The sequence below is a fragment of the Okeania sp. SIO2C2 genome (assembly GCF_010692625.1).
Lineage (GTDB): Bacteria > Cyanobacteriota > Cyanobacteriia > Cyanobacteriales > Microcoleaceae > Okeania > Okeania hirsuta.
Window position 1 is genome coordinate 77,962 of the sequence record NZ_JAAHGM010000005.1, and the last position, 16,005, is coordinate 93,966.

Consider the following 16,005-nt stretch of genomic DNA (forward strand, 5'->3'; position numbering starts at 1 on the left):
TCCTTTTATTTGTTTTATCGAATATCAAAGATAAAGATATACAGCGTCCACCTTGGTGAGGTACACCCACGCAGGCAAGATGCCCGCACTGGGACATTTAATTGTTAATATCCGTACTTCATATACTCAGTTTCTAAAATTGAATCTTCTGGAACTTCAATAATGTCAAATAAATCGCGCATTAGTAGCCATTAATTTTTAATCTAAATCAACTAAACTTATATTGATTACTTTTTGAATATCTGAATATTACATCATGTCTTCTCCCAAAGTCTTTTTTAGGAGTACTGCCACCTCTATAACACCAGATTATTTCATTTCTAAAATCTCCACCTTGAGGGCAAAAAACTGCATCTAATACTAATTTTAAATAGTGACTCGCTGTGGGGTCGCAATGAAGATAAAAACTCCCCGTTGGTTTTAAAACTCGATAAATTTCTGCCACTCTTAGAGTCATACTAATCAAATAAGCAAGTAAACTATCTTTGCCTAAAACTTTTGTTAAACCTACGATTAGATCGATACTTTGAGAAGTAAATTTACCTTGGTAATTTTCCATAATTTCTGCTAAACCTTGATTAGCAAAATCATCCCAAGTCCAAGTATCAATAAAAGCTTGTGCTTGTGCCCTATCTTCCTGACCAACATTATTATAAATTTGATGATAATTACGCTTAGAATTAAACGGCGGGTCTATATAACATAAATCTACAGATTCATCTTTAATATGTCTGCGTAAAACCTCTAAGTTATCACCGTAAAAAAGTTTGTTTATCATCTGAATAATTCTCCTTTATTTTAGGGAATAGGGAGTAGGACAAAAACCTCTATGTTTGCCTTTCTATCCTATACTTCCTTTACCAATATAAAACAAAATCATTTCCCTAAATCACACACAACTAATAATAAATGTTATACTATAAAATTAGACAATAGCTAAAGTGATTTTGGGCAATATTGAAACATTAAAATTCAAATATATTGCTATCAAACATTTTTTCAAGCTTCCGACTTCAAGGGTCGGTACTGATAACTGTTACAGCGGGTTCCACCTTGGTGAGGTACACCCCGAAGCGAGCAAGATGCTCGCACTGGGAATATTTAATTTTTAATATCGGACACGCGGGCAAGATGCTCGCACTTGATATACCTGGAATCTGCTGTAACTGATAACTGATAACTGATAACTGAAAATGTCGGGCACGCGGGCAAGATGCCCGCACTTGATATACCTGGAATCTGCTGTAACTGATAACTGATCACTAAAATGGACTTTCAAGACGAATACGACATCATCGTAGTAGGTGCAGGCCACTCCGGGTGTGAAGCAGCTCTCGCAACTGCACGCCTCGGTTGCCACACCCTCCTACTCACTCTCAACCTCGACAAAATTGCCTGGCAACCATGCAACCCCGCTGTTGGCGGACCCGCAAAATCTCAACTTACCCACGAGGTGGATGCTTTGGGTGGAGAAATTGGCAAAATGGCAGACCGCACTTATCTGCAAAAACGCATTCTCAACTCCTCTCGCGGACCTGCTGTTTGGGCGTTACGCGCTCAAACTGACAAACGAGAATATTCTGCCGTTATGCGTAACATCATCGAAAACCAAGAAAACCTCCGAGTTAGGGAAAGCATGGTGACAGACTTAGTTCTCGGAGACAACGACGAAATTATTGGAGTAGAAACCTACTTCGGTGTCGCCTTCAAATGTAAAGCTGTCATCCTCACTACCGGAACTTTCCTCGGTGGAGTTATTTGGGTAGGCAATAAGTCGATGCCAGCAGGTCGCGCCGGAGAATTTCCTGCTATCGGTCTGACTGAAACCCTCAATAAACTTGGTTTTGAAACCGGACGACTGAAAACAGGTACTCCTGCCAGAGTTGACAAACGTTCTGTTGACTACACTGACCTCGAAGAGCAACCAGGGGATGAAAAGGTGCGTTGGTTTAGTTTCGACCCGGAAGTGTGGGTGGAAAGGGAACAGATGTGTTGTTATCTGACGCGCACTACTCCCGAAACTCACAAATTAATTCGGGATAACCTGCATTTGTCTCCTGTTTACGGTGGGTGGGTGGATGCGAAAGGTCCGCGCTATTGTCCGAGTATTGAGGATAAAATTGTTCGCTTTGCTGACAAATCGAGTCATCAAATATTTATTGAACCGGAAGGTCGTGATATTCCTGAACTTTATATTCAGGGGTTTTCTACTGGTTTGCCAGAGAAATTGCAGTTACAAATGTTGCGGAGTTTGCCTGGTTTAGAAAATTGTGTGATGTTGCGACCTGCTTATGCGGTGGAATATGATTATTTGCCTGCAACTCAATGTTATCCGACTCTGATGACAAAGAAAGTTGAGGGGTTATTTTGTGCTGGTCAAATTAATGGTACCACTGGATATGAGGAGGCAGCAGCTCAAGGTTTTGTAGCGGGAATAAATGCGGTTAAATTTGTTAAGAATGAAGAGATGATTATCTTTCCTAGAGAACAAAGTTATATTGGTACTTTGATTGACGATTTATGTACAAAAGATTTGCGCGAACCCTATCGAATGTTGACCAGTCGTTCCGAATATCGTTTGATTTTACGGTCCGATAATGCAGACCAAAGACTAACACCTTTAGGTCGAGAAATTGGTTTAATAGATGACCGTCGCTGGGAGTTATTTGAGAGGAAGCAAACTAATATTAATGGGGAAAAAGCTCGGTTAAGTTCGACTCGAATTAAAGAATTAGAAGAGGTTGCTATTAATATTGTTGCCGATACTCAGACAAAAATTAAAGGTTCGATTACTTTAGCAGATTTGTTGCGCCGACCTGGTTTCCATTATGTGGATTTAGAAAAGTATAATTTGGGGAATTTAGATTTGAAATTAGTTGAAAAAGAAGGAGCCGAAATTGATATTAAATATTCCGGTTATTTGCAAAGACAACAAAATCAAATCGACCAAATTAGTCGGCAAGAGAATAGGAAGTTGCCTGCTAATTTAGATTATTTTTCTATTGATACTTTGTCAATGGAAGCGCGGGAAAAATTGTCAAAAGTTCAGCCTTTAACTATTGGACAAGCGTCAAGAATAGGGGGGGTAAATCCAGCAGATATTAATGCTTTGTTGGTTTATTTGGAAGTGCAATATCGACTTGTGGAAGTTAAAAGTTAAAAGTCAAAAGTCAAAAGTAATCTCTGACTTAGTTTTCGGTATCTGTCGATAAATTGCAATTCCATAAGGGTTTGGAGAGCAAACCCTTTCTTGATATTCCCACTTATCAAAAAAAACATCATTTGTAGTTAGTTTTGACTAAATTCGATGTATCAGAATATAATATTATTCGTTGCTTGAGTTTAACTAGGAGGAATAATAGGTAGACCTATTGAACAGTCTTGAAAAATGTGAAAATTGTAGGTTTTTTTTATGCTGGTAGAGCGATCGCGCAGGAGTAATGTATAATTAAATTTGTACTATTTTATTTACTCAATCTTACTTGATATTATCCTATGTTTTCTTCTTTTGAAACTAAATTAGCAGTCAGTTTATTTGCAGGTTCAGGAATTGGCGATAAAGGATTTGAAACTGCGGGTGTTCAATTCTTATTACATAATGAACTCATTGTAGAACGGGCAAGTTTAATCAAAACTAATTTTCCTAATTCTACTGTAATAAATGGAGATATTTTAGATAAAGAAGAAGAAATTATTAATACAGTTCACAAAATAATTGGCAACCAAGAACTATTTGCCATAGTTGCAACACCACCTTGCCAGGGAATGTCACAAAATGGATTAGGAACACTTCTATTGAACGCTAGAAAAGGTCTACGCCCAAAATTAGACCCATGAAATAGACTTATATTACCTGCTCTTCGTATCGCCGTAGCATTAAAACCAAAATGGATTATTTTTGAAAATGTGTCACGAATGTCTAATACAGTTATAGAAGATGAAAATGGAAAATTAAGACCTATTTTAGATTTAATTCCTGAATATTTAGGTTCTGAATATATCGGTGAATCAAAAGTTGTTGAATTTGCTGAATATGGTATTCCACAACGTAGAAAAAGATTAATCACAGTTTATTCAAAACTACAAATTGCCAAAAAATATTTACAGTCTGGTGGTTCTTTAATCCCTCCAGAAACTCATCATAAGTTAGGGAAAAATTTACTTCCTAAATGGATTACAGTTAAGGATGCTATAGGTGACTTTCCTTTTTTAGATGCCAGAAATTCAGAAACTGCAAAACATCCTAATTTACCACTTCACTATGTACCTATATTAACTCCTGAAAAATATCAATGGATTAGTCACACTCCTGAAGGAGATTCAGCATTTAATAATCAGTGTATTAACCCAAAATGTGGGTTTAAAAATAACCCCATACATAGAGCTTCTCGTGATTCTTCAGGTATTAATCGAGCGAATCATAATACTCCTTTATACTGCATTAAATATGGTCATTTATTGCCACGACCATTTACTAAAACTAAAGATGGAAAATTGAGAATCATGCGAGGTTTTACCAGCGCTTACAAGAGAATGAGCTGGGATATTCCCGCTCCTACACTAACAAAAAACTTAAGTTTTCCTTGCTCAGATCGTAATATTCATCCCACACAAAATCGTGTACTCTCTTTAGCTGAAGCGTGTAAATTACATACTATTTCAGATTTTAATTATCAATGGGAACCTTTGATTTGGAAAAACAAAAAAATTAAGCAAGCATCAGATAGTTTAATCAGAGAATCAATCGGCGAAAGTATCCCACCCAAATTTATGTATTTGCTCGGTCAACATTTAATTAATATTACTGAAAAAAATATTAATACAACTCCAAAAGAAAATCCTTTACAGCTTGAACTATTTTCTTTAAGTAATTTTAGTTGTTAATTCCTAACTTTTTAAAGAACTGAATATAATCTGGTAAATCAGGCAATAAAACCCAATTATTCATCAATTTATCTCTAGCAGTTTTTTTAGTAACACAAACACTTGTTGTTCTTCCTCCTCCTGCTTTGGGAATTGTATTGGAAAAGTCATTTGGTACAAGTTTATTAGAATAAAAAGCTGACATAATTGTTGGTATTCCCTCAAAATAATCCCAGAATAAAGCTAGTAAATTATTAATATACTGATGATGTCCTTTCCAATCTAAACCTGTTAGGAAAGATATTCTAGAATTACCCACGGGTAAATTACTGGTTACTCCTGTTTTCAAATTTCCACAAGATGTTTTAACTTCTACTCCTCAATGAGGAAATTGATCCCAATTAATCGCTGATGAATTATTTAGATATTCCTTTGGTATTAAATCTGGATAACCAGTTTGAGATGGGTTAAGTACCAAATGTGAGGAAATATTTGCAAAATTTGAGACAAAAATTGCTCCGATGAATGCTCCAGTTGGCTTTTGATCTATTACTTCAAACAAACTAATACCGACAACTTGTTCAAATATCATTGCCAGAGTAATTACTGTTGTATTTGTCAATATCGCTGCTTTTTCTACTTCTTTCGAGGTGAACATTTCTCCTTTATTAGTGTAAGTAAAGTCTGTTTTAGTATAATTATTAAGGATGTACTTGATTACAGATTGAGACGATCGCATTTTATCTGTTTCTAACAAAGCAAAAGTTTGAGCAATAAGCTCAGTTGGATGAATCTTTAGGCGTTCAGCAAGTTTTGAAACCGCTTCCAATGTCGGACTTTTCAACCCCCTTTCTAAGTCACTAATATATGTACGATGAGCGGCACCTTCAAAATCTTCCTGGGATAAACCTTCTAGTTGTCTGTATGCAGCAAGCACTCTGCCAAAAGCTTGATTAATAGATTTTTTCATATCTGCATACTATTGCATTCACAAGTTATTTCCTACAGGCAATAGTATGCAATTTTTCAACTAAAAAGTAGAATTTTTACAGCTTTGACACTATATATAGTTATATTTTGCGATAATTAACTCTATATATACCTAATTCATATAAATAATTTTACCTTTACAGTGTCTACATCAATGACCCCAAAATAGGTACTACTTCTGGCTTTGTTAGAGTTGCTGCCGAACCCTTAGAACAACCAGACTAGAACCCAAAGAGGAAATATGCGTGGAATCACAATAAATCGCCAACAAAATATAAAGTACAATGGAAACAAGACTGCTGAAATTTTTCACGCCAACAAGGAATATGATAAACCAACCTAACAAAGAAGCAATTATTATCCGTACTGAAAGAGGTCTGACGATTTCTGGTACTCGCATTACTCTCTATGACATTATGGATTATCTCAAAGCTGAGTATCCACCCAAGTACATTCGCGATGCTTTCGACCTTACTGAGGAGGAACTCCATGGTGTTCTTTCTTATATTAAAAACCATCAAGTAGAAGTTGAGGCAGAGTATCAGGAAGTTTTGAGGATGGCAGCAGAAATTCGAGCATATTGGGAAGAACGAAATCGCGACCGCTTGGCAAAAATTGCGGCAAGTCCTCCCCATCCAGGATATGAAGCAGTTCGAGTTAAACTGATAGAAAGGAAAACCAAGCGTCAAGCAAGGAAAAAATGATTATTTTGGTTGACTACAATTTAAACCGAGAAGCTATCTTGCTTTCTGGAAGTCTTGTTAATGGAGGATGGTTAGACCTTATTGACCTTCGATTAGTTACATTTAGAGAGATTGGGTTGCCAGCAAATAGCAATGACCGAGTTGTTTGGGAATTTGCTCAAACTAATCGAATGCTTTTACTGACAGCAAACCGTAATGCTCAGGGTGAAGATTCCCTCGAACGAGTAATGCGCCAAGAAAATACGTCTACCTCTTTCCCAATTATTACTATCGCCAATCCAGATCGAGTCAGCGAGTATGGTTACAGAGAATCTTGTATTGAAAAGCTGGTGGAAATTGTAATTGATATTGAATATTATATGGGAGCAGGTCGATTATTTATTCCGTAGTGCAGACTTAGCTCTCAATTTAGAGTTTGACAGAAATGGAGAGGTAATAATTCTATGAATCATCCTAATTTTCAAACCATGAATGAATCAGAATTACGAGCTTATGTATTAGATCATCGAGACGATACCGAGGCGTTTTATGCGTTAGCTGACCGTCTGACATCTAAGTCAGGGCGTAAGTTATCTGAGGCAGATTTCGAGAGATTACCTGAAATTTTAGCAGAAATTAAACAACAAAAACAATAAGTAGTGCAAACGATAACACTATAGGGACTTGATGCAACTTCCCTACAGTCCCTACAGTGTGGTGTAATCGTATTGATAGAGCAGGAAATGTTGAATAATTACTCTGGTAGCCAATCTTCATCCAATATCTGTTCCAGAGAATAAGGGTTAATTTCTGGTAACTGAAGTTCTGATTTAATTTGAGTGCTTTTTCTAGCTTTACTATAAAGATAGTCAAGTCTTTCAGCTAAATGATTTCGTAAATTTGTTGTTATTTTTAATTCTAATTGAGTCCGAAAAGCAAAAATTTCTCCACGCCACTGCCTAGAGTTATTAGCTTTTTCTTCCTCCCAATATTGATAAAATAGTAAATGTTGAATAATTAAAATAACGAAACTTTGAGCAGCACTTTTTTCACTTCTACCTAATGCTTCTAACTCCTCAATTAAGTTTTCATAATCTAGGTTTTCTAATTGACGATTATTTAGTAGTTTGATTGTTTTTTCTAACCACAATAAATAATCTACTTCATACAGTAATTTTAGATCGGTAATTTGATTAACCATATTTTATATATATTTGTGAAAAAGTTAAATAGTAATTTCGTAGGGGTTTGGTCTCCAAAACTTTCCTTAATGTTCCAGATTATAATCGTGATTTAATTGTTCACTATTTTAATTACAATAATTTTACCAAACATTATATTTCTGAAACCCATCCAGTTGTCCAGACAGCGCCACCATAAATAGTTCCATGATTACCATTACCTGATTTATCTCTAACAAGATTGCCAGAACCTTCATCAAAAGGCCAATAACTAATAAGTCCTGGCTCATTACCTCGAAGAGAATAAAGCATTTTAGACTCTATTTCAGCATCAGTTAATGCCCGATTCCAAATACTTAATTCATCAATTTTACCTTTGAAATGTGTCTGATATTGATTAACTAAATCCCAACCAATTAAGAGAGGTTGCTCAGAAGCAAGATTGTAGTTTCCAATTCTAGAAGTTGTCAAAGATGCCACAAGTTTTCCATCTGCAAAATATGTTAGTCGATCCCCTTGTTTACGAGCAACAAAGTGATGCCATTGACCATCTAGCAAGTTAGGTTGGTTAGGATACCCAATCCAATTAATATCATCAAGTTGAACATAAGGTATCTTATTCTCACTTCCTCTCCAACGACCATGAAATCCAAACATAAATCCTGCACCGTTGGTTGTGCGATTAGAGAGAATCTGAGGGTGAAGTACTTGTTCACTTTCTAATGCATAAACCAGTACAGAAAATGTGAAATCTCCACTACCAATTTGGTTTACTACGTTAGTATTTGCCACTTGAACATAGTCATCAACTCCATCAAAAAATAAGGCATAATTTATTTTTTCAGAACGCAAAAGTTCAGCCACAAATAATATTGCTAGAATCATCGAGGTAGCTATAGATATTGTAAAGAGTAGTAAATTGCGTAACTTCATTGTTTTTGTTCCTTTGTTAAAGTTGCTTGTAACTCAGTGATAATATTTTCTATAGACTGAGATTGTAATTCTCCTCTATGAAAAGAGGCGATCGCTTCTTTTGCTTCTTGAGCTATTTCCTCTCGACTAGCTTCAATCATTTGATTTTTAACAATTTCTAATAACATTTCTCTTTGTTCAATGGAAAGTTGGTTAACTATTATAAGAGCCTCTTCTAGTGTTGCCATAATCTATACTATTCTAATCTAATTATTATTATTTTCCCTAAATTATAACTTAGTTTAGTTAGAGTTTAGTAGTGGACTGTTTCATCTAAAATGATGCAATGATCAAGATTGCTGTACCAAATTTCTCAGCAGCTATAACAATCGCCACTATAGTTAGGAAATCGGGTAATTATGATGATTTATCAAAATAATATGGGTTGCACAACCCCGCCTTTTAAGGCGCAATATTTTTGGAGAGTTGCTCAAATCCCCTACTTCCCCTCCACGGTCGGGGTTAGGGGTGGGTTAACTTCTGTACGTCGCCAATCCGACGGCTCCCCTATCTGACTTCTAACTTCGTTAAGACGCGAGCAAGATGCTCGCACTAATTGTCCTAAGCAACCTGGCAGTTACTATAAGACTGCCACGAATAAATCTGAAATTTGGCCAAAAAGTCAAATAATTATTGACAAAAACTCAAAATAATGATATAAAAGTAGAGAGTCATGTAGTAGACTAATTTAGATTATATATTCCTCCTTGCCAGCTCCGGTATTCCCTGTTCCCCTTGCCAAAATTAAGATATATAGCTTAAATGCTAAACAAGTTATAAACTATAGTTAAAATGTCTATAATTATTCTCATCTGAGACACTGTTACTACATAATCTTGGTAAACTAAAATATCTGAATCAAAATTAAACAAACTCTTAAATCAAAAATTATTGAGGATAGGGAGTAAAAAAAGAATATGACCACGAACTACCAAAAAACTGAAGAAAATTCAGAAAAAACAAGATTTAAAGAGCCTATTTCGGTAGATAATCTTGCTGAGAATTTGATGGACGATATGTTCCGTGATCTTGACCGAGTATTGGATGGTGGTAGTCGCTTACCGACTCAAGTAGCTAGACCAGAAGTTGTCTCTTTAACGCAAATTAAGGTTCCTCAAATTGTTCTGCCTCAAAATAATACTCAACCTCAAGAAATTGACAAAGAAGAAAAGGCAAAATTAGCTAAAGCAGAAGCAGAAAAAAAACAAAGCAAATCGTTAGATAAACTACTTTTAGGCGCAGCTTTTGCCTCTATATTAGTCACCCTTTCTTTGTGGTTAGTAACTAGGGGAGGACTCGATAAAATTTTGGGTTATTTAGGTTATGTAGAAAAGCCAAATGAATCATCAGAAACATTGAGTCCAAGAGCAGTAGCAGATCAAGAATTTGCTGAATATATAGAGCGATCGCTCCAAATGATTGAACAAAAAGAAGCAACTCGCAAACAACAACAACAAATTCCTGGTATACCACCCGCCCCACCAAGCAACAATTTACCAACAATACCAGTACCTGCAAACCAACCAACAAACACTAGCTTACTATTACCGCTCAACCGACTGGTCGATCTCATGGAGGCACAAGTAGCAAAAGAACCTATAACTATTCCAGAAACTAAAGTGGTGGTAATTCCTCCAGTGCCAACTGTTGTACCTTCAGCAGTAGCAGTAGCACCAAAACCTGCCGAATCTTCCCCAAAGCCATCAGCAGCATCTGCATCTAATGCTTCTGCCTCCGCAGATGCTGCTGAAAACGTTACAGAAAGGTCGGAAGCAACAGAAACGGCAAAAGCAGAAACGGCAAAAGTAGAGGAGAAAGCTAAACCAGAAACGGCAAAAGCAGAAACGGCAAAAGTAGAGGAGAAAGCTAAACCAACACAAGAAGTAGCAACAAAACCGGAAGCAACAAGCCAACCGGAAGCATCATCCCAGTCCCAACCTGAAACTAAACCAGAAGCAGAAACTCAATCTGAAACAGAAGCAAAATCAGAAGAGTCACAAGCGCCAACACAACCATTACAATTACCTCCACCGCCAGCAGAAATACCTGCGACGAAAGCAGTGGCAGAAAGTCAAGTTCAGATTCCTATTAATACCTTAGTGGGTATTTTGGAGTTAGGGGAACGTTCGGCTGCTTTATTTGAAATTGAGGGTGTAGCGCGTCGGATATATGTAGGCGAGAATATTGGTGGTAGTGGTTGGACTCTTGTTAATGTGGCAAACCAAGAAGCTGTAATTCGCCGTAATGGTGAAGTTCGTTCTGTTTTTGTAGGGCAACAGTTTTAGTTTAAGGGAACAGGGAACAGGGAACAGGGAACAGCTTAATCTGTGGGAAAAATATTTCCCTGTCTTACAGTTTCCGATCAGCATAAGTCCTAACCAACCCATTCTTTGCTAATATATGAGTCATAACTTACGCAAATTCACATTGAAAACGCCATGTAGGGGCGAATGGCATTAGCCCTTGATTTAGTGCCTGTGCGTAAGTCCTGTAAGTTATAAAGTTAAATTTTCCACTGCCTAATGCTCTTAATTTTATGTAATCTTAACTATGGGTTTATTTGACGATTTCAGCGAATTTCTAGAAAATAGGCTTGAAGAGTTTCTGCGGAATAATCCTCATTTAGAACTCCAAGCACTCGAAGAGCAACTACGCAAACAAGAAGAAGACACTTTGCGTCTGATAGCGCAACTCCAGCGCCAAGAAAAAAAATCAGAGCAAGACATTCTTTCAACAGCGCAAGAAGTGAAGCGTTGGCATAACCGAGTGGAAAAAGCACGAACAGCTAATCGACCAGACCTAGCTCAAGCTGCTCAAGAAAGGGAAGCATTTTTTTTACGCCAAGGTAATCAACATTGGGGACAGATGCAAGGATGTAAGCAGCGCATCCAACAAGCGAAAGAACTCTATCGTCAAATTAAACAACGTCGGGAGGAAGTACGAGCAAAAGCTGTTCAAGCTGAAGCTAATCGTTATACTGCTAGGAATGAAAGACGCTGGGAAACCGATGGCTGGAATCAAACCAATTTATATAATTTTGCTAATTCATTAGACCCATTGGAAGAACAGTTTAAAAGTCTAGAAACAGATGAAGAATTAGAAAAAATGAAGCGGGATATGGGAAAGTAGTATTCATTAATTAATAATTAATAATTAATAATTAATAATTAGGGCTTGCTGATTAAATTTCAAACCATTGATTGATATTGGTATTGGCCTTTTTTGGTCGAAAAAAGTGCAAGCTTTTTACACCAAAAAGCTCATGCATGCTAGTATTTTGGGACGATTATGGCAGAACAATCTTGGGATAACTTTTCTTCCTACCTCCTCTATAATTCCCCGTTCCACCTGAGTTCTGTCTTCTGTCTCCTGTCTCCTGTCTCCTACCCCTACTAAAAGACTTTTGAGCGCAAGCCAATTAATTATTACCTCATTGTTTGGGGTTAGAATCCCCATGCAATTTTCCCTCCTGACTCCTGAGTTCTGACTCCTGACTCCTTCTTCAATAATTTTTCTCTAGAAAGAACTAAAACCGAAATGTTGAACACCAAACTTACTGGAAGTTTGACAAGAAATATCTAGGTCATTAACAACTTTTTGATAAATTTCTTCCGCTTGTTCAGGAGAATTACCAATACTGGTTAAACCTAATTTGCCAAATTGTGATAAACAACCCATCATGTGAAATACAGTTCCGGTCTCAGTACAGCTATCAAAATGTAATTGATTAAAGGCAATAATATCCATCAAATCATTAGGTAATAAACCCCGATAAGGACTTTTTTGTAAATTATCAGTAGCTTTGTAAAATTTTGCCCGTCCCTGCTGACTATAAAATAAGGCAGTAGTACGATCGTAATATCCATTTGTTAATAATTTTAATGTCATAAATGGATGAGTTGTACCACCACGACGCAAGTTAATTTCAATTGCAGATAAATCCCATTTTGGGGTAGCATTTTCACCTTGATATACAGCAATAAAATCCACACCAAATCTATCTAAAGCACCTTTTTCCGCTAAATTTTTTCCCACTTTCATACCTAATTCTTGTAACTGTAATCGGTAAGCTTCATCAGCAGGAAAACGACAACCAAGAAAAATTTGCCCATCAGGTCCGCCTAAAATTTGGTCATGGGTAGAAATAATTTCAACTTTTCCTTTGGGATTAATCAGACCTTGTACGCTTGGCGATCGCTTCACATCTCCTTCTATAAAAGCTTCTGCGATCGCTCCTAACTCAAAAATACGCTGACTAAAATTTTCCCAAGTTTCATCACCAGACTGAAAGCGCAGTGTGCTAAAACTATCGCGTATTGCTGTCACCCTATCACTATTCACTTCTCTCTGCAATGGTTGTAAGTCTAACAAGGCATTACCTTCGCCTGAAAATCCCTCATTCAACTTAATCACAATTCGTTGTAGGTGAGGTTGACGCTCCCATAACTGCGCTGTTACTAATGCCAAATCATCAACATTCCAAACTAACTCACTCCCATCAGGATGAGGTATATTACACTCAGTAAATATCTGCCTGCTGCCACTTTTAGTCCCCCAAAAATTCAAATCTGGGTCTGATGCTAATAAAGGAATACCTAACTGTAGGGATAGCTCTCGCTCAAGTGAAGTGGAGTTATAACAAACCATGTAGGACTTATCCCGGCGCAATGCTAGACGAATACGCTCAATGAGGCGTGGACGTTCTAAAATTTTTTCTGTTAGAGGTCTTGCAGAAGTATCATAGGTGGCAAATAGGAGTAGTCGCTCGCGAGCATGGGAAAATGGGATTCCTGGTAATAGTTGTAAGTAATAGTCAATGATGCTCGGGTGCAGAGGTTCGGAAGTAATGTAAATTAGTCTAGTTCTGGGGTTACGCAGACGAATCAAAGAAAATAGATATCGTTCTTCATAATTATGACTGCCCTCTATCTTTTGCAATTCCCGTTGGTCTAGTGTCACAGAAGGAATAATCAAAATATCGGAGTCACCATGGTCACATAAATCTATACTTTCCCAGCGATCGCGTAAAGAATTTTGTAGTTCTCGAAATCTTGAGGCTTGTTTTGCTTCATAAATATGTAGTTTTGTCATCACATTTATACATTCTTCTTAAGTTTTACAAGAGATTCGGTGGTATATTATCTACAAATATTAAGGATAAAATGCGGGCATCTTGCCCGCCAGATGTACCTCACTGATATGAAACATACTATATATAACTATAGCAGGTAAAAGACAAGCTTTTGGGGAAGACATTGAGGGTAATGGTGTCCCATGGTATGCGATCGCATTCTCATACTCAAATTCCTCTGTACTTAGATCGCAATTTCTCTAGAGAAAGTCTGAGTAATACCAATTTTATCAATGTTTGCTACAAATAGCTAGGGTATTTCTTAGGAGTCAGGTAGGGGAGCAGTCGGATTGACGACGTACAGAATGAATTACTTCAATACCAGTTTTGAGCTAGTAAATTCTCTTTTTTCTCAAAGGGACATTTTCTGTAAAGTATTTAGATCGCACTTATTATTCGTAACATTCTTTTTTTGAATTGGTATAATAAGGCAGGAGAAAGGTACAAAATTGGAAGTCGGGAATAGAGATGAATATTGAACTGTACCTCACCATCTTAAAAAGTGCTGTAAATTTTATATTTCCAGTTCCCTAAAATTTTCCTGATAGTTTAGTTTGGAATTTCTGAGAATACAAAGTTAAGTTAAAATGGACTAATAAAAATAATAAAGTAATATGAGTTCTAATCTAAGAGAACTTTCCTTAATTAGCTAGAGATTTTCATCCCTGGCAGATAAACCGATGCTGGAAGATTTAATATGACTGATTCTAATTTTAATCACGAATTACAATGGACGCCAGAAGCTCAAATTAAATTAAAAAATATTCCCTATTTTGTTCGAGCTCAGGCAAGAAAGCGAATTGAAGATTTGGCCAGAGAAGCAGAGCAAGAAGTCGTCACAGCAGAAATAGTTGAGCAAGCTCGATTAGAATTTGGCCAGTAGGATAATCAAGTCAAAAGTTAAAAGTTAAAAGTCAAAAGTTAAACCACCCCTAACCCCTCTGGTGGAGGGGAAGTAGGGGATTTGAGCTCCGCTCCAAAAATATTTCGCCATTTCTTGGCGGGGTGGCGCGACCCAATCCTGTTTGATAACAACATTCCAATCAACACAATTGTGATGAGGAAAACAATTATTCTTTGAAGTCTAGAAAAAGGACTCATAAAGCCTTAGACTGGAGTGTTGCAGATAGTCAAGTTTGAGGTCTACAAAATCAACAGTGAGAAAAATTATAATTGCTGGGAACTGGAAAATGTACAAAACCCAAGCAGAAGCTAAAGAGTTTCTCCAGGGTTTGATGTCTCAACTCACAGAAATCCCTGAAAAACCTGAAGTAGTTCTCTGCACTCCCTTTACTGCACTAGATTTTATGTCAAAAAATTTGCATGGGAGTCGGATAAAGTTGGGTGCCCAAAATGTGCATTGGGAAGATGAGGGAGCATATACAGGAGAAATTTCTGGCCCAATGCTCAAGGAAATTGGAGTTAGTTATGTAATTGTTGGCCACAGTGAGCGTCGTCAACATTTTGGTGAAACTGACGAAAAAGTTAATTTGCGCTTAAAAGCTGCTCAGAAGCATGGTTTAACCCCTATTCTCTGTGTGGGAGAATCTAAGGAGCAAAGAGCTGCTGGTGAAACAGAATCACATATCTTTTCTCAGTTGGCCACAGATTTAATTGATGTGAATCAGGAAAATCTGGTAATTGCTTATGAACCTATCTGGGCAATTGGTACTGGTGATACTTGTGAAGCTAAAGAAGCTAACCGTGTTATTGGTTTAATTCGTAGTAAGTTAAGTAATCCTAATGTCACTATTCAATATGGTGGGTCTGTTAAACCTAATAATGTTGATGAAATTATGGCTCAACCAGAAATTGATGGTGCTTTAGTTGGGGGAGCAAGTTTAGATTCGGATAGTTTTTCTCGTCTGATTAATTATAAATAATTTAAGGATTTTTGATGATTAATTAGACTTCTTGTAGAAACTAAAAAAGGGAGGAAAAAAGAGTATGTTGCAGCAAAATAGAAATATAAATTCACCAATTTTATCAAAAATTTGCACTATAACATAACTATAAATTGGTGGCAATAATTATGGATAATTAAACCTCACTATCATCTATAGATTTGGTTTAAGTATTCAACTTAGTTGTTGTTCTACTAACAGTTATAGTTGACAATTTTTTTCTTCCCTTTTGCTTAAATTATCCTAAAATTAACTCTCTTGAAGAAGGCAGAAGGCAGAAG

The 16,005-nt window shown here is 36.8% G+C and carries 16 protein-coding genes and 1 pseudogene; 9 read left to right on the forward strand and 8 right to left on the reverse strand.

The window, feature by feature from the left end:
- Positions 1-208: 208 nt before the first annotated feature.
- Positions 209-778, reverse strand: coding sequence for a DNA methyltransferase (locus tag F6K18_RS05065; RefSeq protein WP_287519267.1), 570 nt, complete (start codon positions 776-778; stop codon positions 209-211).
- A gap of 489 nt (positions 779-1,267) precedes the next feature.
- On the opposite strand from F6K18_RS05065, the gene mnmG reads away from it, so the two are divergent.
- Both mnmG and F6K18_RS05075 read left to right on the forward strand, forming a co-directional pair.
- Positions 1,268-3,160 (forward strand): tRNA uridine-5-carboxymethylaminomethyl(34) synthesis enzyme MnmG, encoded by a 1,893-nt coding sequence (gene mnmG / locus F6K18_RS05070; protein ID WP_287519269.1) that lies wholly within the window; start codon positions 1,268-1,270, stop codon positions 3,158-3,160.
- A 335-nt stretch (positions 3,161-3,495) separates the two neighbouring features.
- A pseudogene (locus F6K18_RS05075) lies at positions 3,496-4,884 on the forward strand (DNA cytosine methyltransferase).
- Here the strand turns inward: F6K18_RS05075 and F6K18_RS05080 are convergent.
- The gene (locus F6K18_RS05080; protein ID WP_287519271.1) at positions 4,874-5,212 is read right to left on the reverse strand and encodes a hypothetical protein; all 339 of its coding nucleotides are present in this window, start codon (positions 5,210-5,212) and stop codon (positions 4,874-4,876) included. The pseudogene F6K18_RS05075 and the gene F6K18_RS05080 sit on opposite strands and share 11 nt — an antisense overlap.
- 30 nt (positions 5,213-5,242) lie before the next feature.
- Positions 5,243-5,833: a helix-turn-helix transcriptional regulator gene (locus F6K18_RS05085; protein ID WP_287519272.1), complete on the reverse strand. Its 591-nt coding sequence runs from the start codon at positions 5,831-5,833 to the stop codon at positions 5,243-5,245.
- Positions 5,834-6,179: 346 nt separating this feature from the next.
- Here F6K18_RS05085 and F6K18_RS05090 point away from each other — a divergent pair, with 346 nt between their 5' ends.
- The 3 genes from F6K18_RS05090 to F6K18_RS05100 are packed head-to-tail and all read left to right on the forward strand — an operon-like array spanning position 6,180 to position 7,192.
- Positions 6,180-6,557: a DUF433 domain-containing protein gene (locus F6K18_RS05090; protein ID WP_287519273.1), complete on the forward strand. Its 378-nt coding sequence runs from the start codon at positions 6,180-6,182 to the stop codon at positions 6,555-6,557.
- Complete coding sequence (locus tag F6K18_RS05095) at positions 6,554-6,946, forward strand: ACP S-malonyltransferase (protein ID WP_287519274.1); 393 nt, start codon at positions 6,554-6,556, stop codon at positions 6,944-6,946. Before F6K18_RS05090 ends, F6K18_RS05095 begins: the two co-directional genes overlap by 4 nt.
- Before the next feature lie 54 nt (positions 6,947-7,000).
- On the forward strand, positions 7,001-7,192 hold the full coding sequence (locus F6K18_RS05100) for a DUF6887 family protein (RefSeq protein ID WP_287519275.1): 192 nt from the start codon (positions 7,001-7,003) through the stop codon (positions 7,190-7,192).
- 98 nt (positions 7,193-7,290) lie between these two features.
- Here F6K18_RS05100 and F6K18_RS05105 read toward each other — a convergent pair whose 3' ends face one another.
- The 3 genes from F6K18_RS05105 to F6K18_RS05115 all read right to left on the reverse strand — a co-directional run bounded on the left by F6K18_RS05105 (position 7,291) and on the right by F6K18_RS05115 (position 8,877).
- Complete coding sequence (locus tag F6K18_RS05105; RefSeq protein WP_287519277.1) at positions 7,291-7,737, reverse strand: DUF29 domain-containing protein; 447 nt, start codon at positions 7,735-7,737, stop codon at positions 7,291-7,293.
- A 133-nt stretch (positions 7,738-7,870) separates the two neighbouring features.
- Entirely contained in the window at positions 7,871-8,650 is a 780-nt protein-coding gene (locus tag F6K18_RS05110; RefSeq protein WP_287519279.1) for a LamG domain-containing protein, read from the reverse strand.
- Complete coding sequence (locus F6K18_RS05115; protein WP_287519281.1) at positions 8,647-8,877, reverse strand: hypothetical protein; 231 nt, start codon at positions 8,875-8,877, stop codon at positions 8,647-8,649. The genes F6K18_RS05110 and F6K18_RS05115 overlap by 4 nt, the downstream gene beginning before the upstream one ends.
- A gap of 729 nt (positions 8,878-9,606) precedes the next feature.
- Between F6K18_RS05115 and F6K18_RS05120 the strand changes: the two genes are divergently transcribed.
- Positions 9,607-10,974 (forward strand): hypothetical protein, encoded by a 1,368-nt coding sequence (locus F6K18_RS05120; RefSeq protein ID WP_287519283.1) that lies wholly within the window; start codon positions 9,607-9,609, stop codon positions 10,972-10,974.
- Positions 10,975-11,239: 265 nt separating this feature from the next.
- Positions 11,240-11,818 carry a TIGR04376 family protein gene (locus tag F6K18_RS05125; protein ID WP_287519285.1) on the forward strand — a complete coding sequence of 193 codons (579 nt, stop codon included), beginning with the start codon at positions 11,240-11,242 and terminating at the stop codon, positions 11,816-11,818.
- A 117-nt stretch (positions 11,819-11,935) separates the two neighbouring features.
- On the opposite strand, the gene F6K18_RS05130 is transcribed toward F6K18_RS05125, so the two are convergent.
- The gene (locus F6K18_RS05130; protein WP_287519287.1) at positions 11,936-12,145 is read right to left on the reverse strand and encodes a hypothetical protein; all 210 of its coding nucleotides are present in this window, start codon (positions 12,143-12,145) and stop codon (positions 11,936-11,938) included.
- A gap of 60 nt (positions 12,146-12,205) precedes the next feature.
- Positions 12,206-13,780 carry a peptide ligase PGM1-related protein gene (locus tag F6K18_RS05135; protein ID WP_287519289.1) on the reverse strand — a complete coding sequence of 525 codons (1,575 nt, stop codon included), beginning with the start codon at positions 13,778-13,780 and terminating at the stop codon, positions 12,206-12,208.
- Between the two features lie 737 nt (positions 13,781-14,517).
- On the opposite strand from F6K18_RS05135, the gene F6K18_RS05140 reads away from it, so the two are divergent.
- Together F6K18_RS05140 and tpiA are read left to right on the forward strand one after the other, a co-directional pair.
- Entirely contained in the window at positions 14,518-14,703 is a 186-nt protein-coding gene (locus F6K18_RS05140; RefSeq protein ID WP_124154833.1) for a PCP reductase family protein, read from the forward strand.
- Positions 14,704-14,977: 274 nt separating this feature from the next.
- Complete coding sequence (gene tpiA, locus F6K18_RS05145; RefSeq protein ID WP_287519290.1) at positions 14,978-15,703, forward strand: triose-phosphate isomerase; 726 nt, start codon at positions 14,978-14,980, stop codon at positions 15,701-15,703.
- Positions 15,704-16,005 lie beyond the last annotated feature (302 nt).